Here is an 18,533-nt window from a genome sequence, read left to right on the forward strand (position 1 = left end):
TTACCGCGGGCTTATCCCGCGGCATCTCCCTTTTGAAGGGTAATGGTAGCTTGGGAAAGGGGTGCTCCTCATGGCCAGAACGGCCTGGATAGACTTAACAACCGGCAAAATCGAAATTCAACCAACACCGCAAGACGATTTATTAAAATTTCTGGGCAGCCGCGGCTTAGCAGCTAAAGTGCTCTACGATCACGTCGGCCCGGAGATCCGGCCTTTTGACCCGGAAAACCTGCTCATCTTTTCCACCGGGCCCCTGACCGGTACGTCCTGGCCCTCGGCGGCCCGTTATACGGTAACAGCCAAATCGCCAGCCACCGGTGCCTATGGTTACGCCAACAGTTCCGGCTTCTTCGGTCCCGAGCTGCGTAAAGCCGGTTACGACATGATCGTCTGCCGCGGCCGGGCCGGCAGCCCGGTGATCCTGCATATCGAGGACGACCACATTGAAATACTTCCCGCCGGCGACCTCTGGGGCCAGACAACCGGGACTACGGAAAAGATTCTCCGCGAGCGCTACCCCGGCAGCCGGGTAGCCTCCATCGGCCCGGCCGGCGAGAACCTGGTACGCATCGCCGGGATTATTAATGACTACGCCCGGGCCGCCGCCCGTACCGGCATGGGGGCCGTCATGGGGTCCAAGAACCTGAAGGCCATCGTAGTTAAAGGCAACCACCGGGTAGAAACCCCGCCGGGGTTCAAGGAGGTGGTTCGCCGGGTAACGGCGGCCGTCCGCAACCACCCCGAGAGCCAAATGTACAGCAAGTGGGGTACCGTCTGCCTGATTGATGCGAAGAACATGAGCGGTGACATGCCCAGCAAGAACCACCGCTGGGGCCAGTTCCCCCTGGCAAAAGAGATTAACGCCGCGGCCGTGGCCCGTTATACGGTGAAAACCCAGGGGTGCTACGCCTGTCCCATCCGCTGCGCCCGCATCACCGAGATCCCGGACGGCCCCTTCAAGACGCCGGTAAATGAAGGGCCAGAGTACGAGAGTACCAACGCCCTCGGTTCCAACCTCTGGAACGGCAATATTGAGCTGGTCATTCACGCCAACAAGCTCTGTAATGAAATGGGCCTGGACACCATATCCACCGGCCTGGTCATCGCCTTTGCCATGGAAGCCCATGAAAGGGGCCTGCTGCATGACCGGCAATACAACCTGGAATGGGGCGACCCGGAAACCATTATCGGTCTTATTAAAGATATTGCCTACCGCCGGGGCACCGGTGACCTCCTGGCCGATGGAGTTAAGGTAGCCAGCTCCCGCCTGGGCCGTGGTAGTGATTTCTTTGCCATGCACGTCAAAGGGGTGGAATTGCCGCGCCAGGAGGGCCGGGTTCTGAAGGCCTTCGGCCTGGGCCACGCCACCAGCAACCGCGGCGCCGACCATCTCTACGCCCTGCCGACCATCGACGTAGCCGGGATGACCGACGTGGCCGCCAAAGTGTTGCCGGAGTGCGGCCCGGAACTCATGGAAGTAACCTCGGAAAAATTCAAAGCCCAAATGGTACGCTTTACCGAAGCCTGTAACGCCCTGGCCGACGCCGCCGGCATCTGCAAGTTCGCCTTTACGGAAACCTATGCCATCCTGCCGGCCGACCTGGCGGGAGGCCTGCGCGCCCTGGGGCTGCCCATTAGCGACGCCGAAATCATGCGGATCGGGCAGCGCATTGTCAACCTGGAAAGGATGTATAACGTCCGCCACGGTTTCAGCCGTAAAGACGACTACCTGCCGCCGCGCTCCTTGCAGGAACCCCTGGATGTCTATGCCAACCCGGAAGAGATTGAAAGGGTGCCGGCGGATAAAGCCAGCCTCTCCCGCTGTGGCCTGACTATTGACCTGGACACCATGCTGGATGAATACTACGCCCTGGGCGGCTGGACCCGGGAGGGTATCCCCACCGCCACCAGGTTAAAGGAGCTGGGCCTGGAAGAACTGGTCAGGGACTTGCCCGGGTACGGTTCAGAAACCTTTTAGAGATTAACTCTCCCTACCCGCCAGGCACAACTGCCTTGACTACTCATAGGGGCGGTAGTACACTCCGGAGTGCGCCGTCCCCCTCCGGACACCTAACCGGAACCTCCAGGTAATAGCCAGGACGGTGCGTGACTTTAGCCGGCGCCGGCGATGATTTCCGTGTTAAATCCTACTTTATGATACTATAGTTCAGAAAGCGGAGAGAAAGCGGAGGGAAAGCGGAGAGGGTCCGGGGCCGGCTGTTTAATTATACTTAATTCTGAGGGGTAAGCCCACCATAAATTGACTTTCGCCGGGTGATGGTTTACTATATTAGGCAGATTACCAGGAAACGGGGAGGATTAAATAATATGAAGGCCAGGCTCCAGCAGGACATGAAAGAAGCCTTGAAAAGCCATGATAAAATCCGGTTGCAGACTATCCGCATGGTTCTAGCCGCTATCAAAAACGCCGAAATTGAAAAAATGCATCCCCTGGCGGACGAAGAAATGGCTGCCGTTATCCAGCGGGAAATAAAAATGAGAAAGGAAGCTCTGGAACAATTCGCCCGTGGGGGACGGGAAGACCTGGTGCGGCAAACAGAGGCCGAGATCAAGGTCCTGGAAGACTACCTGCCACAGCAGCTGAGCGATAGCGAACTTAGAAAGGTCATCCGGCAAACCATCAGCGAAGTAGGGGCGCAATCAAGCAAGGAAATTGGGAAAGTAATGGCCGCCTTGATGCCGAAAATCCGCGGCCGGGCCGACGGCAAGAAGGCCAGCGAAATGGTAAGGGAATTACTGGGGGCTGGTATTAGTTGAAGCGGGACCAGAGGACGATCCGGGCCGCTGCCAGCCCCCGGTCATTTTAACTGTACTGTTCCGGGCACCGTTTTTTAGCCTGGCGGTAAACGGTACCCTGCGCCAGAGCAATGTTCTGGCCGTTACTGGTAGTAACCGTCAACCGGTAGACGCCGGTATGCCGGGTGAGGTGCTCTTCCTCGGCAGTAGCCACCAGCCTGGTTCCTACGGGGGCCGGGCTGAGGTAATTGATGGTTACCGTCAGGGCTACGGCCGGGTCACCACGGGAATTGCTGGCTAACCCTAAAGCCGTATCGGCCAGGGTAAAAATGGCACCCCCGTGGCCGATGCCGTGGAAGTTGACCATGTTTTCTGTGAGGGTCATGGCCACCCGGGCATAGCCGGGGGCCAGTTCCAGGAGTTCAATCCCCAGGGAGCGGGGAAAGGTATCAGCATCATATCTTGCCCTGACTTCCTCCAGGGAATCCACAACAACTCCTCCCCCGTAAATGGAAGTTATGGAGAAGGCAGGTTCCTTGTGGATAAGGCTGCCCTTTTCAACTCGTTTCCTGGCGGCAGGCTATAACATGATACGTCCTGCCATCGCTATCACCGCGGCTCTGGTAGTCGAGGCCGTGGTCCGCTAAAAGCTTTAATACCAGGTCGGCCTGGTGGGCATCGGCGGCCTCTATGGTAATAGTCAGGTGGTCCCCCGGATTCAGGCGCGGCAGGACGTCCCGCACCCGGGCCAGGTCGTTGCTGGTAATGGCGGTACCCATCCTTAAGGCAATATCAGGCATCAAAGGGCCTCCTTCCTGACTTTTTCCTTAGTTTTGCCGGGGAGGGGGCCTTTTAATGCTCTTATTTATTCATCACAGTCAACAGCCGCACCAGGCGTTCGGCGGCGTCGGCCAGGAGGGAGGCGGCGTTTTCCAGGCAGTAGGCTAAAGGTACCGGCCGGGGGACGATGCTCATAAAACCTTTAATGCCGTGGTCATAGACGGTGCTGGCGCCTTCGCCAATGGAGCCTACCAGGGCGACCACCGGGATGCCGTATTTCCCGGCTACGCGGGCGACGCCGGCGGGAACTTTACCGTAGGCCGTCTGGCGGTTGATTTCCCCTTCGCCGGTAATGACCAGGTCGGCGCCTCTGGCCAGGAAGCCGTCCAGATCTACGGCCTCCATCACCAGCTCGATGCCGCGCCGCAAGTTAGCGTCCAGGAAGGCTACCAGGCCGGCCCCCAGGCCGCCGGCAGCACCGGCGCCGGGCAGCTCCCGGACGTCTTTCCCCAGGTCCCGTTCAATGATATCCGCCAGCCTGGCCAGGGCGGCATCCAGGCGGGGGACCATCTCCGGCGGGGCGCCCTTCTGGGGACCGTAGACGGCCGAGGCTCCCCGGGGACCGCATAAGGGGTTATCCACGTCGCAGGCCACCAGGATTTCCGCATCCTTTACCCGCGGGTCCAGGCCCTGGATATCGATGTGGTCCAGTTCCTCCAGCCCGGCGGCACCCGGCTTGATATCCTGCCCCCCAGCATCCAGGAGCTTTACCCCCAGGGCCTGGGCCATGCCGGCACCGCCGTCGTTGGTAGCACTGCCGCCGATGCCTACAATCAACCGCCGGCAGCCGGCGTCCAGGGCCTGGCGGATGAGTTCACCGGTACCGTAGGTGGTGGTAAACAGGGGGTTGCGCTTTTCCCGGGGTACCAGGGGCAGGCCCGAGGCCTGGGCCATTTCCACCACGGCAGTGGTACCATCCCCCAGGATACCCCAGGCGGCCCGGACCGGTTGCCCCAGGGGACCGGTGACGGTGGTGGTGATTGCCCGCCCGCCGGTGGCGGCTACCAGGGTGGTCGTTAAACCTTCACCGCCGTCGGCCATGGGTACGGTGACGGTTTCTACTTCCGGGAAAACCCGCTTGATACCTTCAGCTATAGCCGCCGCAACTGCGGGAGCATCCAGGCTTTCTTTAAAGGAATCCGGGGCAATGACAATGCGCTTCATTTTTTTACCTCCAGTCGCAAGAACCTCCCTGTAAATATTCGCCGGGAAAATAAAAATACCTACCTTACTTCAACCTTGACACTTAAAAAAGCCCAATTTATAATGAAATTAAACCTTCGTTAGGTGAGGCTTCTGCATAGACAGACGCCACTGCCCGGAAACGTCGAAAGACGCCAATGGGTCAACAGGTATTACCGGCTTAAGGTTCTACCTAATGTGGCTGAGAGTTATCTCTAGCTATGCACGTGCCAAAGCTCAACGAGTGGGGGTATATAGGGCTATTTATGAACTCTATGTCTTCCCACTTGGGAAGACTATTTTATTGGTTGGGAGGTGAACCCCGTGGCGCGGGCAACGAACCTGGCCCTGACCATGATTATGGCCGCCCTTTTAATCGCCTTTGCCTACTTTGCCTACCAGGGCCACCGGGCTGTTACCCTGGCAGGAGGGACAACAGTTGTTACCAGCATCGGTATCCTGCCCTATTACGCCTTCCGGTCTTTTGTGCGGATGCTGGGCGCCTATATCCTGTCCTTTATCTTTACCCTTACTTATGGTTATAAAGCCGGGACAGACGAACGAGCCGGGCGCTGGCTCATTCCCATCCTGGATATCCTGCAGTCGGTGCCCATCCTGGGGTTCTTCCCTGCTGCCGTTTACTTTTTTGTCTCCCTTTTCCAGGGCCGCCTCCTGGGAGTGGAACTGGCTTCCATCTTTCTTATCTTCACCAGCCAGGCCTGGAATATGACCTTCGGTTTTTATGAGTCCCTGACGACTATACCCAGGGATCTCAGGGAAGCGGCTGATGCCTACCGGGTGAGGGGTTGGCGCCGTTTCCAGAAACTCTACTTACCCGCCGGTATACCCAAGCTGGTATATAATAGCATCATGTCCTGGGCCGGTGGCTGGTACTTCCTTATTGCCGCAGAAATTATTGCCATCGGGCCGGTAGAGTATTCCCTGCCGGGCCTGGGGAGCTACCTCATCAAGACCACGGAGAAGGGTGAGCTGGGGCTTACGGTGGCCGGCCTTTTAACCCTGATCATGTTAATTACTTTAATGAATATCTTTATCTGGCGCCCCCTTTCTACCTGGGCGGAAAATTTTAAATATGAATTTGGCAGCGGCGGGGGTAACCATATCCCGGGCGGTTGGGGTTACCACCTCTGGTGGCAGGCGCCGGGCTTCCGGGAAATAAGGTTGCTGGTCGTGAAGGGCGGCGCGTCCCTGACCCTTGCTTTAGAAAGTTATGCCGCGAAACTTGAAAGGAATTTAGCAGGATGGGATTTCTGGCAGCGTTTGGTGGGGATCACCCGGCGCCTTATTTCCTGGGGCCTGGCCTTGTTGCTGGCTTACGCCCTGATGCGCGGCCTGGTGGCCCTGGGCACCCTTTTCCTGATGCCCTGGCAACCGGAAGTCTTCAGCATCCCCAGGGCCATCCTGTTTTCTTTCCTGCGCTTGCTGGCAGCATACCTCCTGTCCCTCGCCTGGACGGTACCGGTGGCCATCTGGATCGGGCACAATGAACGGGTCTATGAAATCCTGACACCTGTGTTTGAAATACTGGCTTCAGTGCCGGCAACAGCTTTATTCCCTATTATTGTTTTTATCCTGGTAGGCCTGACGGGGGGTATGAACCTGGCGGCCGTACTCCTGGTGCTGACGGGGATGCAATGGTACCTCCTTTTTAACCTCATCGCCGGGGTGAAAAGCATCCCCAGGGATTTAAAGGAGGCGGCGGCAGCCTTTGGCCTGAAAGGTTTCGGGTACCTGCGCCGGGTAGTCCTGCCGGCCATGGTGCCGTCCTTGATTACCGGTAGTATTACTGCCTGGGGTGGCGGTTGGAATGCCCTGATTGTTGCCGAATATGTGGTCTATGCCGGCCAGACCTATACGGCCTTTGGTATTGGCTCCTTGCTGGATACGGCTACTTATAGCAGCGGCAGCTTCCAGTTAATCTGGTCCAGTCTAATAGCCATGATGGTGACTATCGTTCTCATGAACCGTTTCTTCTGGCGGCGGCTCTATGAAATGGCTGCCCGGCGGTTTAAAATAGAAGCCTGAAGGGGGTGGTGTCCCTGGCTTTACTGCTTGAAGTCAGTCATGTTTTTAAAACCTATACCGATGCCAACCGGTCCCTGACGGTCCTTAATGATATTTCCTTTACCATTAATAAAGGAGAATTTGTCTGCCTGGTAGGCCCGTCGGGTTCTGGTAAGAGTACCCTGCTGAGGATGGTTGTCGGCCTGGACCGGCCGTCCCGGGGGCAGATTTTTTACCGCGGCCAGGAAGTTAACGGCGTCATGGACAAAATGGCCATGGTCTTCCAGTCCTTCGCCCTGTTGCCCTGGTTGACGGTTATGGGCAACGTGGCCCTGGGCCTGGAAGCTAAAGGTATACCCAGGCCGGAAAGGGAGGCCATTGCCAGTAAATATATTGATAAGGTGGGCCTGGATGGTTTTGAAGAGGCTTACCCGCGGGAGCTTTCCGGCGGTATGAAACAACGGGTGGGCATTGCCCGGGCCCTGACCATGGAACCGGAACTCCTCTGCATGGATGAACCCTTTTCTGCCCTGGACGCCTTTACGGCCCAGAACCTGCGGGAGGAACTACTGGACCTGTGGCTGGATGTAACGTTGCCCGTCAAGTCGGTCTTCATGGTGACCCACGGCATTGAGGAAGCCGTTTTTATGGCCGACCGGGTAATTGTGTTATCAAAAAGGCCGGCCCGGATACTGGCCGATGTCAGGGTAGACCTGCCCCGCCCGCGCAATATGAAGGATGAAGCCTTCGCCCGGGTTACGGATAAGATATACTCGCTTTTGTTCTAAGAAGGAACAAGAGGACGGGTTTGATACCCGCCCCCTTTAGCTCTTATGCGGACAAAAAGCCCTCCCTGTCCGCCTTGAAAACCCGGAAATTCCTCTCCTGGCAAGGGAGGTTTACCTCTGCTCCAGGGGAACATACTTTCTTTTACCTATCACATTCTTGTAGGCCGGTCTAATAATCCTGCCCCCGCTTACCAGCTCTTCCAGCAGGTGGGCACACCAGCCGGAGATTCTGGCTATGGCAAAAATTGGTGTATAAAGTTCCACGGGAATATTTAACATCTTGTACACAAAACCCGAATAGAAGTCCACATTGGGAGCGATAATCTTTTCATTTCCTTTTTTTGAGGCAAATAATTCGGGTCCAACTTTTTCTATGGTCAGGTAGAGGCCGAATTCATCTTCCATGTTTTTCTCTTTAGCCAGTTCAGCAGCTTTGGCTTTTAATAATACGGCCCGTGGATCGGACAGGGTGTAAACGGCATGGCCAAGGCCATATATTAATCCTTTTTTGTCAAAGGCTTCCTTGTTGAGAATTTTAGTCAGGTAATATTTAACTTCTTCTTCATCGGCCCAGTCTTTTACATTGTTCTTTATATCATCCATCATTTCCATAACTTTAATATTGGCGCCGCCATGCTTGGGACCCTTTAACGAACCCACCGCTGCCGCAATAACCGAATATATATCAGTTCCCGTGGAAGAAACCACATGGACGGTAAAAGTTGAGTTGTTCCCCCCGCCGTGCTCGGCATGGAGTACCAGTGAAAGGTCCAGCAATTCAGCTTCCAGGCGGGTATAATGGTTATCAGGTCTAATCATGTACAGGAAATTTTCTGCTATACTCAGGTCCTTCTGCGGCAGATGAATATATAGACTTTGGTTTTCATAAAAATGGGCTTTAGCCTGGTAACCATAAGCTACCATGATGGGGAAGCGGGCAATCAGCTCAATACTCTGCCTGACGACGTTTTTGATACTTAAATCATCCGGGTTTTTATCGTAGGAATAAGATGCTAAAACGCTCCTCGCTAATTTATTCATAATATCATTACTGGGAGCTTTTAAAATCATGTCTTCAACAAATCCCTCAGGAAGGAAGCGATTTTCTGCAAGGAGATTGCTAAAGTTATCCAGTTCCTGGCGGTTAGGCAGTTCCCCAAAGAGAAGGAGATAAGAAACTTCCTCAAAACCAAAGCGTCCTTCCGCCTGGAAATTCTTAACAATATCCCAGATATCAATTCCCCGGTAGAGCAACCGCCCTTCATCGGGAATCCTTTCGCCTTCATCTAGAATGTAACCGTGAACTTCCCCGATCTCCGTAAGCCCTACCAGCACGCCGGTGCCATCGCTGTTGCGCAAGCCCCGTTTTACATTGTATTTTTCATATAAAGTGGGCTCGATGTAATTATTTTTTTCAGCCAGTGCAGCAAGTCGTTCCAGGTAGCTCTTGTCTTCTATCTGCACATTAATACATCCTTTCTACAAGGATAAAGTTACTTATCCTTTATATATTCTTCACCAAAACTTGTTTTCCTTTTTTGCAGGGGAAAAATTCAGGTTCAAGTTACCCCCGGACGGCCGTAAGCCTGTTTTGTTGATGCCCCTGGCGCAACGCGGGGAAAAATACCATAAGTTGTCCCCGGGAAGCAGTTATTTTATAGCTAAACCCCGGCAATAAAAGTTTGTATGAGGTGCTGAATCCTGTTCTAAGATAACGTATAAGTTTTTGACAGTCCAAAAATCCAGTAGAATCAAGGCTGGACGGGATTTGACAGAATAAAGAAGCCCAAAAGAGCAGGTTTTGCGAAAACGCCCCTACCTTAAGGTGGAATGGTGCTAGCGGGCCATACGTAAACCAGAGTATCGTGAAGTGCAGCCAGATGGGCGAATACGTCACTGGATATATGTCCCGGAGCTGGGAAAATACTTGCGAGTGGTAACCCTGGAAGATGGCTAAACGGTTCACAATGCCTTTCCTGATCGCAATTTTAAAATTGCAACCACCAAAGAGGGGTGAAAATATGAAATTCCATTACTACGCGGATACTGACACCCTGTATTTTGTTTAGAGCCGGTATTCCACGGTTTTTTGCCGGGCCAGGACGTCGTAAAGCCTGGGAAGACGAGGGCAAAATTGCCGGCAAGGGGCCGCACGGCTCCGGCAGGTTATTATAACAAGGCCCGCCCCGGTGGATAAGGCGGGCCTTTTCCCGGACCTGCGCCCGGCAAAAAATCACTGCTCCAATTGTTTCTTCATCACGGCGATCTCGTCCGGGGAAAGCCCCGTAGCCTTAATTATGGTTTCAATGTCAACGTTGAGCAAAAGCAGGTTCCGGGCCACTTCCCGTTTGCCTTTCAGTTCGCCTTCCAGTTTTCCTTCCAGTTTCCCTTTCTGTTCGCCTTCTTTTAGGCCTTTTAGCAAAGCCTGCTGCTGCATCTCTTCCAGGGTTAATTCCAGGTTGTAAATCATCCGTTCCACCTCCCAGGGATTGCTTGCGTCCAGGATGCCGTCGATTTTTGCGCTAAAATCTCCAGGTATTCTGGGCTTGACGACGTTCTTCAGCCAGGTCGTAAAATGGCGGAACTCATCAGGCGTGAGCCGCCTTAAAATACCTGATAGTTTCTGCAACCTTCCAACCAGGTCTTCCGGGTGCATCCTCTGGTCCAAAAGAAAGATGCCGGCTATCAGATTGGCCACCCTGATTAGCTCTTCTTCGTTGTAACGGTTGACGTCAAATAGCAGGTAGCGGTAGTCCAGAAAATGCCCGCTGAAGTCTTGGTAACCGTCTAGCATTTCTTTGAAGGAGAGCGCCGCCGTCCAGGAGCCGGCCCCGTTGTAGAGCACCGCCGGGATGATGGGCGGCAGGCGGAAATGCTTGCTCTCCCGCTCGTGCTGCGGGGTGTTGTTGTAGATTTCCCGCCAGATTTCAACCATATAGAGCAGCAGCCGGAAAGGGATCAGGTAGTCTACCGTTGACTGCAGCTCCAGCAGGACGTAAAAGATGACGTTTCTATCTTTGGTCTTGAGCCGGTAGACGATATCGGCTTCTTTCTCGCTGAAATCCTGGAGGACGTAGGACTTGTTCACCAGATGAGGTCGTCGGCGTCAATGGCCTCCACCCAGTCTTCCCGGACGAAGGTCTTCAGCAGTTCCAGGAATACCCTTTTGTCGGCCAGGAGCTGCCTGTAACCCTTGTCGTGGGGGTGGTGGGGAGGCCGGGGTTGCCCTTCGTTTTCTGGCAAGGGATCACCTTCTTCTGGATTTTATTATAGCATATTTCTGGAAAATGGGGATACTTTTCTGAAAGCCTGCGCTTCCCGCTTCCTGAATTTACAAAGAATGTTACGATTCACCGGCCGCAGCGGCAGCGATAAATGGTTTTAATACTTTCCAGGACCAGCTTATTACCCGGAATACCGGGCAAGGAAAAGCCTGCTTCTCCTGGCAGTTAAACGTAAAAAGCATAAGCTTTTTGCGAAGATCGGATAACCTTGGAGGAAACTGGTAGTTTGTGTCGAATTTTTAACTTGATTAGCGGAAACGGAACCCTAGCAATATGATAGCTGTGAGACGAGGAAGCTGGGGCAAATATTTCGATCCGGCCTTTATCCCTGGTGATAAAAAGGGAGAAAACCCCTTGATAAATTCAGAATAGATTCCGGGACCGGACCAGAAAACGGTCTCGAAGGGAGGGCCGAAAATCTTGTTAGCCTTGCCGGAAAAAAGCATCCTGCTAGTGGAAGACTCGAACCTAACCAGGTTTTCCTCCAGGAGAACACTGGAGGAGAAGGGCTACCTGGTGGACGAAGCCGCGAGCGGCCAGGAGGCGCTGGTTAAGGCCAGGGGAAAAGGAGAACCGTACGACCTGGTGATCCTCGACATCCACCTCCCGGGAATGGACGGCCTGGGAGTGCTGGAGAACCTCAAGCGCCTGCCGGAATACCGGTACGTCCCGGTGATGGTGGTAACGGTCGAGAGCAACGTCGCCGTGGTTAGGCGGGCTATAGAGCTGGGGGCGGTCGAATACCTCTGCAAGCCCTACTCGTTAGAGGAGCTGGTGCGCCGCGTAGAGAAACTGATAGGTCCTGGCGCCCGGGGAGAAGCTGCCCCCACAGGACTGCTCCATAAAGTACTTAGAAATGAAATCAACCGGGCGAGCAGGGGCGGGCTAAATGTAGCCCTGGTTCTGGCCAGGTCGGAAAGGTTGGGCAAGGGAAAGATAGGGGAATGCGCCAGGCAGGCGCGGCGGCGCTTGCGCGAAATAGACACCGTCATCGAGCTTAGCAAGAGTACGCTGGCGATAGTCCTCCCACATACGGGGAAAGAAGGCGCACAGGTGGTAACGACGAAACTGGAGGGCTTCCTGTCATTTAGCACATTAAATTAACCACCGTTTTTCAAATTAAAGTAACTCACGCCGCCGGCACAAACTGCAAGATTATCAAATTACAGCACCCCAAATTCTCAGGAATTGCACATTAGCACAATAAAATCCCCAAAGAAAAAAGCCGCTCAACGCGGCCTAAAAAGAAGGGGCCTTGAACCGTTCCGCCAATTTTTTATCAAGGGCAGCCAGGCGTTTTCTCTGGAAATCAAATCCTTGTTCCAGTTGCAACTGGCAAATAAAGCTGTAATAATGGGGTTCCTCGCGGGCGGTATAGAAAGACTCCAGGTATTTTAGCAATTCAGCGTAAAGGTCGCGGGCGAAATCCAATACCGGGCGTTCCAATTCCTCACCGTAGGACCCAAAAGTATTCGCCCAGAGGACGAAAGCCAGGATCTCCAGGAGACTTTCCACGTCTCTGGGGGAATCAAGCTTAAGCATAGCCACCACCCTTAAAGGCCAATTTCGGTAGCTGCCTGGCGTACCACATCAGCACTAATCAGCTGGGCTTTAAGCTGGGCGCCCCAGAGGAGGGAAGTCAGGGCCAGGTTGTTCACCAGGCGCGGCCAGCCGCGGGAGCGAGAAGCGATGGCCTCGACGGCAGGCGGCTCAAATAAAGGCCTGGTAGCCCCCACCAGGGATAAATGGTGCTCCAGGTAGGCGCCCACCTCCTCACGGTTTAAAGGTTCCACCTGGAAGCGAACCACCAGGCGTTGGGCCAGAGACTGGGTCTGGTTCAACTCCAAGCGGCTCAACAAAAAAGGCAAGCCGGCCAGGACCAGGATAAAAGGATTAAAGGCGTCCATGGCGAAATTAAAGAGCAGGGCCAGGTCCAGCAGGAATTTGGGGTTAGCCAGGTGCATCTCATCCAGGATGAAGACGGGCGTAATCTTTTTATCCCGGAAGAACACCTGGACCGCCTGCTGGATCTGGTGAAAAAGGTCAATCTTGCGGAAAGACGGTTCTTCCCCCAGGCCCCGGGCCAAACCGCGGTAAAAATCCATGACCGTCCCTGTGGCCAGGGGCAAATAAATAACCTTAAAGAGGGCCGGGTTTAAATTAGCACAAAAGACCCGCAAGGCAAAGGTCTTACCGGCTCCCGGTTCTCCCACCAGGACCCCCATGCCCCGGACGCGGGATAAATACTCCAGCCGGGCCCTCGTTTCTTTTAAACTGCAGGAAAGGAAGGCATCCTGGGGTTTTAGCTCCTTGCCAAAAGGAGCCCCTTTTAAGCCATAAAAAGCCTGGTACATTCTAGTTTTGGCCCCCTCCCTGTAAGCTGGCAAAAGAAAGTTTGCTCTCCCGCTTTGCCCGGGCGTTAACACTGAGCGCCACCGGCTGTGCCACCGCCACCTCTTTACCGGCCACAAAAATCAAGACCCGCTCCAGTTTTTCCGGGTCAAAGCGCACCTCCACCCGGTTGCCGATAAATTGAGGCGGCACCTCAAAAAGGCGCTTGTTAATGGAGATAGTAGCATCATGATGTACCCGCCGTTCCTCCCGCTTGAAAAAAAGCGGCTCCAGAACAGCCGGGTCGCTCACCATCTTAACCTGGCTGAACTGGGACATAAACTTATCCAGGGGGCTCATACCCAAAGCACTGTGGACCTGGCGGTGATAATCTTCCTCCAGCCACTGCCAGAAAGAGCGGTTCAAGTTATCCAGAGATTTAAGGTGTTCATCTTTAACCAGGGGCAAGAAACGCTGCCTGACGGTCAAGAAGAACCTTTCGATCTTACCCTTGCTCTGCGGGTCATAGGGTTTAGTATTGATCAAGGCTATCCCCAGGGCCGCGCAGGCCAGCTGCAGCTGCTCCGAACGATAGATTTTACCATTATCCACGTAGACCATCTGCGGAATGCCCCGGCGTAAGATAGCCTCCTTGAAGACCACCTTCAAAGACTCAAACTTCTCGGAAGTAAAAAACTGGGCAAAAGTCACCAGGCGGGAACAATCATCGATAAAAGCAAAGAGGAAAGTAGCCACCTTTTTGTTGCCAACGCGAAGGTAAGGCCCGGCCGCCACATCCCCCTGCCAGAGGGTATTCACCGTATCATAGGCAAAGCGTTTCCGTTCCGGCTCCCGCCGCATCTCCCGGCCTAAAAGCCCCCTGGATTTCAGGAAACGGTAAATGGTAGCGTAAGAAACGGCGTCCGGTAAAATAACACCTTTAGCCACCAGTTGTTCATAAAAGACAGAAGCCGGACAGGAACGCTCCTCCTGGCGCAGGGCCAGGAGTTGCTCCTGTAACTCCGGGGATAAGGCCCGCGGCCTTCCCCGGTCAGAACGCCTTTTCGGTTTTAACCCCTCAAACCCCTCGCGGCGGTAATCCCTGAGCCAGCTGGCAATGGTCTGGGGGCTATAGTCGCAGAGGCCATAATACGGTACTTCATGGGGTCTGGCCGTAATACTCTCCAGGTAGGCCTTCCTGCTGGCTACCTGACCCTGCAACAACGGCGCAATCAAGCTAAAGCGAAAAAGAGCGATATTTTCCCGGTCCTTCTCGTCCATCACAACCCCTCCCCAGGATTTAAGGTTAACCGGTCCGGTCATTTACCAGTTTAACCTTAACCTGTCCCCCAGGACAGGCAAAAGGTGTGTGGTGGCTAATGTAGCAGGGAGGCTTTACGGAACCGGGGAAAGCATGGTAAAATTAATTAGCCATAAAATTGCGCCGGAAATGATTATGGAACCTTTGGGAAAAGGTTTCGGCGTTGGGGAACGCGGCAATCATTTCCAGCAATTTTATGGCCCTTTGTTTAAATTCCGGCGGGATTATTTCCTGGTAACCCTGCTCCCGGAAGAAGGCCTGGATGCAATTCATGTTCTTCGCCCAACGGCGGCGGTAGAACTGGAGCAGCTGGTAGTAAATAAGGAGGCGGGCCTTGGAGAAGAAATATATGAGACAGTCCAGAATGAACTTAAGGGAATACTGGTAATACGGCAGGAGAAAGGAAGGCAAAAGAGAGAAGGTGTGCCGGCAGGAGCGGCACCAAAAGCGGCAGATGGGCAGCTGTAGCCACTTTTCCGAGTCACTACCGGCATTACGCCAGTAAAAACCATGCCGCTTTAGAGCCTGCCGGGCCATACAGATAGGGCAAGACTCTATGACGGGAAACTCATTTTTCTTACCCCGGGCAGCATAATCCTCCAGGGAAATACCGAAATTGTATACCAGTTGCATAAACAGCCCCCCAGAATAATTTGCTAAAATTATATCACTTTGGGGGAACTGTTACATGTTATCTCGATATTTTAAATTGATAAAGTTAGGACTAGTTTTAAGGATGATAGTGTGCTAAATGACAGCTTCCTGCCCGGGACGTGGAGCTACGGGATTGCGGTATACCCCGACAACGGGAAGGACGGGGAAGGGCTTTTCGCTTACGCCGAAGCTTCTTTAAAAGAAAGCTGGAAGAATAAAGGCCGCGAAGAATTGGCCCAGCAGCATGATATTGATACTTAGTTTTTAACGAAAACTGTCAACCGCCAGCAAGGCAGCGACCAGTAGAAAGAGAACAGCCGCAGTTCTGCCGATAAAAACCGCCCAAAAACCTGTTTATTATTCTACGAGAAGGGTCGAGATGGACGGCAAAAAAATGCATTAGAGAGTTGTATTTTAAAGCGGGACACTCTGTTGGGGCCACAAGCCGTAAGGTTGCAAGTGGCTCTTCCTGTTAATAAATCTGCCCCTTTACATAAAATACAGGACATGCAGGGTTAATCCCCTGGAGACGCATAATCGAGACTACCGGCTGCGGGCAGCAGACGGCTTTTTACCTGGAGGTAGGCTGATGGACAGGGTTCCGGAGAAGAAAATACTCATAGTAGAGGACAGCAGGCTTCAGGCCCAGATAGCGGCGGATATCCTCAGCAGGCACGGATATATGACTGAAATTGCCCTCACCGCAAAAGAAACTCTGCAAAAGGCATCCGGTCCGGGGTGTCCCGACCTCATTTTGATGGATATTGACCTGGGAGAAGGGATGGACGGAACGGCGCTCGCCAGACGCATTCAGCAGGTTAAAGACGTCCCCGTGGTATTTCTCACCGCCATCTCCACCCAGGAGGCTCTAGAGCAAGTCCGGTCGGTCACGCGCTACGGGTATGTTCTGAAGGGCGCCCCGGAACACGTGCTGTTGTCCACCGTAGAGATGGCCCTGAAGCTCCATGAAGCCCTCTCCCTGGCGCAAATGTACCGCAGGATAGTCGAAGACTCCTTGACGGAGGTCTATATCTTTCATCCCGATACGTTGAAGTTCCTGGCGGTCAACCGGGGGGCCAGCGAGAACCTTGGCTACGCCGAAGAAGAACTTTTGGACATGAACATCCTGCAGCTAATGCCGGAGTTTGACCGGGAGAGCTTCAGAGCCCTTCTGGCTCCTTTACAGCAGGGCCAAAAAAAGAAAAGATCATATTTGACGCCAAGCACCGCCGGAAAGACGGCTCCCTCTACCCGGTGGAGACACACCTGCAGCTCTTCGGCCATGGGAAAGGCAGCATAGGCGTGGCCTTCATATTGGATTTGACAGAACGTAAGAAAATGGAAGAGAAACTGAGGCAGCAGGGAGAGTTTCTGCGGTCGCTCCTGGCCACCCTGCCCGTCGGGATCTTTATCATCGACCCCGCATCCCACCGCATCGAGAAGGTAAACCTGGAAGCGGCCGCCATGATTGGAGCCGCACCCGAAGAGATCGAAGGCAGATCCTGCCGGGAATTTTTCATACAATCCGCAGAAAGCTGTCCCATTACTGCCTCGAATGAAGAGGTTGACCGCTCCGAAAGGCTTTTACGCCGGAAGGACGGGCTGGAGATCCTCGTGCTCAAGACGGTCAAGCGCGTGCGGACGGACAGTGGGGAGAAACTGGTGGAAACCTTTATAGACATCTCCGAACGCAAATACCTGGAGGAAGAGCTTTACCGCCTCTCCATCACCGACCCCCTGACCGGCGCTTACAACCGCCGCTATTTTTTAGAAATGCTGGCAAGAGAAATTGAGCGTACGCGGCGGACGGGACTTCCCTTTGCCCTAATCATGTTTGACTTGGACCACTTCAAGAGTATAAACGACCGTTTCGGACACGCCGCTGGCGATCGAGTTCTTAAGAGCTTGGTGGCCGCATTTAAGGAGAGGCTGCGCAAGACAGATTGCCTTGCCCGCTGGGGCGGGGAAGAATTCGTGATCCTTTTGCCCGACACGACCGCGGAAGGGGCCGCCGGTCTGGCAGAAGAACTCCGCCGCCGGCTGAGCCAGATGGAGATTCCGGGTGTGGGGCAAGTGACGGCCAGCTTCGGGGTGACCGGATATTATACTGGAGACACCGTAGACACCATCACCCAGAGAGTAGACAGTATGCTGTACAGGGCCAAGGAAAATGGGCGGAACTGTGTATGCGCCTACCAGTAAAGTAGTCCGGCAGCACGGACGGCCACAGATGGCACGAAGGTGAAGAAAGCAAAATCATTATTGGCCCCTGGGAGGAGCATAAAAGCTCTCCCCGGGGGCTCCTGCTTTTGGCAGTCGGCAGGGGAAAAGAATCTTAGCAGCCCGAAAACCCTGATAACAAAAGATTTTTTAGGGATAATGAATTCTGTTCTAAGATCTGGTATAATATGATAAAATAGTGGTACCTGAAGATGGTATCCAATAGGGGGTCATAGCCACGGTGGACGCTGGGCCTTTACCCCAGGTAGGTATAGGGATGGTCATTGGCCTGCTCGAAATGCTGGAGGATGTCCGGGGGAGGGAAGATATCTTTAAACTGGCCGGCAGTCTTTCGATGGAACTGGATGATATCGGACCGGTCATAGAGGCAGCTAAGGTGTTGGGCTTTATTGAAACTACCAATGGCGATATTACCCTGACCGGTCTGGGCACCCGGCTGCTCAATGCTGACATCAACGAGCGGAAAGATATAATTGCCAGCCGATTACAGCAGTTACCGGTTTTTAAAGAGGTCTTGCAGCTAATTAATTCGAGGCGTAGCCGGCAGGTGCGGCGGGATCAGGTTATCAGCAGCTTTGCCCGCCGGATGTCTGATGAAGATGCCGAACTCCTGTTTAAAACCGTCGTCGACTGGGGCCGCTTTGCCGGGATTATCGGCTATGATACCAAAGGAGAAGTTTTATACCTGGATAAGGGAGAATAAAGATTATCTAACTGGCCCTTGACAAACAGGTCAGGGGCCAGTATAATTAACACTGCTATGGGGCTATAGCTCAGTTGGGAGAGCGCTTGAATGGCATTCAAGAGGTCAGGGGTTCGACTCCCCTTAGCTCCACCAGAAAAGCAAAACATTGCAAGGGTTTTCGGAACCGTGAACAGCTTCTTGTAGGTAGAAACAGGAAGCTGTTCACATTTTGTTCACCTGCAACCTCCAGGGCCGGCAGTCATGAATTGCTGGCCTTTTTTGTGTCCCCGCCGCCGAAAAGGAAGGGATCGTCAACCGGATCCTGCACGACAGCTTTGAGCAGACCCTGCGGGTGGTGCTGGACGAAGTGGCGGTGACCAACGAAAATCTGCTGGAGCTGCACCAGTTCCGGCCCAACGAAGCGG

The 18,533-nt window shown here is 53.9% G+C and carries 17 protein-coding genes, 1 tRNA gene, 1 pseudogene and 1 riboswitch; of the genes and pseudogenes, 10 read left to right on the top strand and 9 right to left on the bottom strand.

From position 1 onward, the window contains the following. The first annotated feature begins 70 nt into the window (after window positions 1-70). Together MGLY_RS08240 and MGLY_RS08245 are read left to right on the top strand one after the other, a co-directional pair. On the top strand, window positions 71-1,978 hold the full coding sequence (locus MGLY_RS08240) for an aldehyde ferredoxin oxidoreductase family protein (protein ID WP_156272967.1): 1,908 nt from the start codon (window positions 71-73) through the stop codon (window positions 1,976-1,978). A 350-nt stretch (window positions 1,979-2,328) separates the two neighbouring features. Next, window positions 2,329-2,778: a GatB/YqeY domain-containing protein gene (locus tag MGLY_RS08245; protein ID WP_156272969.1), complete on the top strand. Its 450-nt coding sequence runs from the start codon at window positions 2,329-2,331 to the stop codon at window positions 2,776-2,778. 46 nt (window positions 2,779-2,824) lie between these two features. Here MGLY_RS08245 and paaI read toward each other — a convergent pair whose 3' ends face one another. The 3 genes from paaI to MGLY_RS08260 all read right to left on the bottom strand — a co-directional run bounded on the left by paaI (window position 2,825) and on the right by MGLY_RS08260 (window position 4,761). Beyond that, window positions 2,825-3,247: a hydroxyphenylacetyl-CoA thioesterase PaaI gene (gene paaI / locus MGLY_RS08250; protein ID WP_156272971.1), complete on the bottom strand. Its 423-nt coding sequence runs from the start codon at window positions 3,245-3,247 to the stop codon at window positions 2,825-2,827. A 67-nt stretch (window positions 3,248-3,314) separates the two neighbouring features. Continuing rightward, a complete protein-coding gene (locus MGLY_RS08255) occupies window positions 3,315-3,557 on the bottom strand; it encodes a hypothetical protein (RefSeq protein WP_156272973.1) in 243 nt (80 codons plus the stop codon). Between the two features lie 61 nt (window positions 3,558-3,618). Continuing rightward, window positions 3,619-4,761 (bottom strand): glycerate kinase, encoded by a 1,143-nt coding sequence (locus tag MGLY_RS08260; RefSeq protein ID WP_156272975.1) that lies wholly within the window; start codon window positions 4,759-4,761, stop codon window positions 3,619-3,621. A 108-nt stretch (window positions 4,762-4,869) separates the two neighbouring features. After that, window positions 4,870-5,035, top strand: a riboswitch (M-box (ykoK) riboswitch). Window positions 5,036-5,103: 68 nt separating this feature from the next. On the opposite strand from MGLY_RS08260, the gene MGLY_RS08265 reads away from it, so the two are divergent. Both MGLY_RS08265 and MGLY_RS08270 read left to right on the top strand, forming a co-directional pair. Then, window positions 5,104-6,825: an ABC transporter permease gene (locus MGLY_RS08265; protein ID WP_156272977.1), complete on the top strand. Its 1,722-nt coding sequence runs from the start codon at window positions 5,104-5,106 to the stop codon at window positions 6,823-6,825. Window positions 6,826-6,833: 8 nt separating this feature from the next. Beyond that, complete coding sequence (locus MGLY_RS08270) at window positions 6,834-7,592, top strand: ABC transporter ATP-binding protein (protein WP_170290977.1); 759 nt, start codon at window positions 6,834-6,836, stop codon at window positions 7,590-7,592. A 111-nt stretch (window positions 7,593-7,703) separates the two neighbouring features. Here the strand turns inward: MGLY_RS08270 and MGLY_RS08275 are convergent, their stop codons facing one another. Further along, complete coding sequence (locus MGLY_RS08275; protein WP_156276303.1) at window positions 7,704-9,050, bottom strand: citrate/2-methylcitrate synthase; 1,347 nt, start codon at window positions 9,048-9,050, stop codon at window positions 7,704-7,706. Window positions 9,051-9,825: 775 nt separating this feature from the next. Further along, window positions 9,826-10,835 (bottom strand): annotated as a pseudogene (locus tag MGLY_RS08280) (Rpn family recombination-promoting nuclease/putative transposase). Window positions 10,836-11,296: 461 nt separating this feature from the next. Here MGLY_RS08280 and MGLY_RS08285 point away from each other — a divergent pair. After that, window positions 11,297-11,980: a response regulator gene (locus tag MGLY_RS08285; protein ID WP_246187449.1), complete on the top strand. Its 684-nt coding sequence runs from the start codon at window positions 11,297-11,299 to the stop codon at window positions 11,978-11,980. A 135-nt stretch (window positions 11,981-12,115) separates the two neighbouring features. On the opposite strand, the gene MGLY_RS08290 is transcribed toward MGLY_RS08285, so the two are convergent. The 4 genes from MGLY_RS08290 to MGLY_RS18780 form a co-directional block, all read right to left on the bottom strand. Next, a complete protein-coding gene (locus MGLY_RS08290) occupies window positions 12,116-12,418 on the bottom strand; it encodes a hypothetical protein (RefSeq protein ID WP_156271665.1) in 303 nt (100 codons plus the stop codon). A gap of 11 nt (window positions 12,419-12,429) precedes the next feature. Then, on the bottom strand, window positions 12,430-13,230 hold the full coding sequence (locus MGLY_RS08295; RefSeq protein WP_156271664.1) for an ExeA family protein: 801 nt from the start codon (window positions 13,228-13,230) through the stop codon (window positions 12,430-12,432). Between the two features lies 1 nt (window position 13,231). Continuing rightward, window positions 13,232-14,488: a helix-turn-helix domain-containing protein gene (locus MGLY_RS08300; RefSeq protein WP_156271578.1), complete on the bottom strand. Its 1,257-nt coding sequence runs from the start codon at window positions 14,486-14,488 to the stop codon at window positions 13,232-13,234. Between the two features lie 142 nt (window positions 14,489-14,630). Beyond that, the gene (locus MGLY_RS18780; RefSeq protein WP_422880088.1) at window positions 14,631-15,161 is read right to left on the bottom strand and encodes a DUF6431 domain-containing protein; all 531 of its coding nucleotides are present in this window, start codon (window positions 15,159-15,161) and stop codon (window positions 14,631-14,633) included. Between the two features lie 111 nt (window positions 15,162-15,272). Here MGLY_RS18780 and MGLY_RS08310 point away from each other — a divergent pair, with 111 nt between their 5' ends. The 5 genes from MGLY_RS08310 (at window position 15,273) to MGLY_RS08325 (ending at window position 18,261) form a co-directional block, all read left to right on the top strand. Next, the gene (locus tag MGLY_RS08310) at window positions 15,273-15,443 is read left to right on the top strand and encodes a hypothetical protein (protein ID WP_246187450.1); all 171 of its coding nucleotides are present in this window, start codon (window positions 15,273-15,275) and stop codon (window positions 15,441-15,443) included. 328 nt (window positions 15,444-15,771) lie between these two features. Then, complete coding sequence (locus MGLY_RS18225) at window positions 15,772-16,482, top strand: response regulator (protein ID WP_246187451.1); 711 nt, start codon at window positions 15,772-15,774, stop codon at window positions 16,480-16,482. Further along, window positions 16,437-17,384 (top strand): GGDEF domain-containing protein, encoded by a 948-nt coding sequence (locus MGLY_RS18230; protein WP_422880103.1) that lies wholly within the window; start codon window positions 16,437-16,439, stop codon window positions 17,382-17,384. Before MGLY_RS18225 ends, MGLY_RS18230 begins: the two co-directional genes overlap by 46 nt. A gap of 259 nt (window positions 17,385-17,643) precedes the next feature. Further along, entirely contained in the window at window positions 17,644-18,126 is a 483-nt protein-coding gene (locus MGLY_RS08320) for an AAA-associated domain-containing protein (protein WP_170290978.1), read from the top strand. 59 nt (window positions 18,127-18,185) lie between these two features. Beyond that, window positions 18,186-18,261, top strand: a tRNA-Ala gene (locus tag MGLY_RS08325). Window positions 18,262-18,533: the final 272 nt, after the last annotated feature.

The sequence above is a fragment of the Moorella glycerini genome, from assembly GCF_009735625.1.
GTDB classification, from domain to species: Bacteria; Bacillota; DSM-521; order Neomoorellales; family Neomoorellaceae; genus Neomoorella; species Neomoorella glycerini.

Bases quoted from the DNA above. Each gene is read 5' to 3' on its own strand.
- MGLY_RS08260 (WP_156272975.1), bottom strand. From the start codon at position 4,761: ATGAAGCGCATTGTCATTGCCCCGGATTCCTTTAAAGAAAGCCTGGAT.
- MGLY_RS18225 (WP_246187451.1), top strand. From the start codon at position 15,772: ATGGACAGGGTTCCGGAGAAGAAAATACTCATAGTAGAGGACAGCAGG.
- MGLY_RS08300 (WP_156271578.1), bottom strand. From the start codon at position 14,488: ATGGACGAGAAGGACCGGGAAAATATCGCTCTTTTTCGCTTTAGCTTG.
- MGLY_RS08255 (WP_156272973.1), bottom strand. From the start codon at position 3,557: ATGCCTGATATTGCCTTAAGGATGGGTACCGCCATTACCAGCAACGAC.
- MGLY_RS08290 (WP_156271665.1), bottom strand. From the start codon at position 12,418: ATGCTTAAGCTTGATTCCCCCAGAGACGTGGAAAGTCTCCTGGAGATC.
- MGLY_RS08240 (WP_156272967.1), top strand. From the start codon at position 71: ATGGCCAGAACGGCCTGGATAGACTTAACAACCGGCAAAATCGAAATT.
- MGLY_RS18780 (WP_422880088.1), bottom strand. From the start codon at position 15,161: ATGCAACTGGTATACAATTTCGGTATTTCCCTGGAGGATTATGCTGCC.
- MGLY_RS08245 (WP_156272969.1), top strand. From the start codon at position 2,329: ATGAAGGCCAGGCTCCAGCAGGACATGAAAGAAGCCTTGAAAAGCCAT.
- MGLY_RS08295 (WP_156271664.1), bottom strand. From the start codon at position 13,230: ATGTACCAGGCTTTTTATGGCTTAAAAGGGGCTCCTTTTGGCAAGGAG.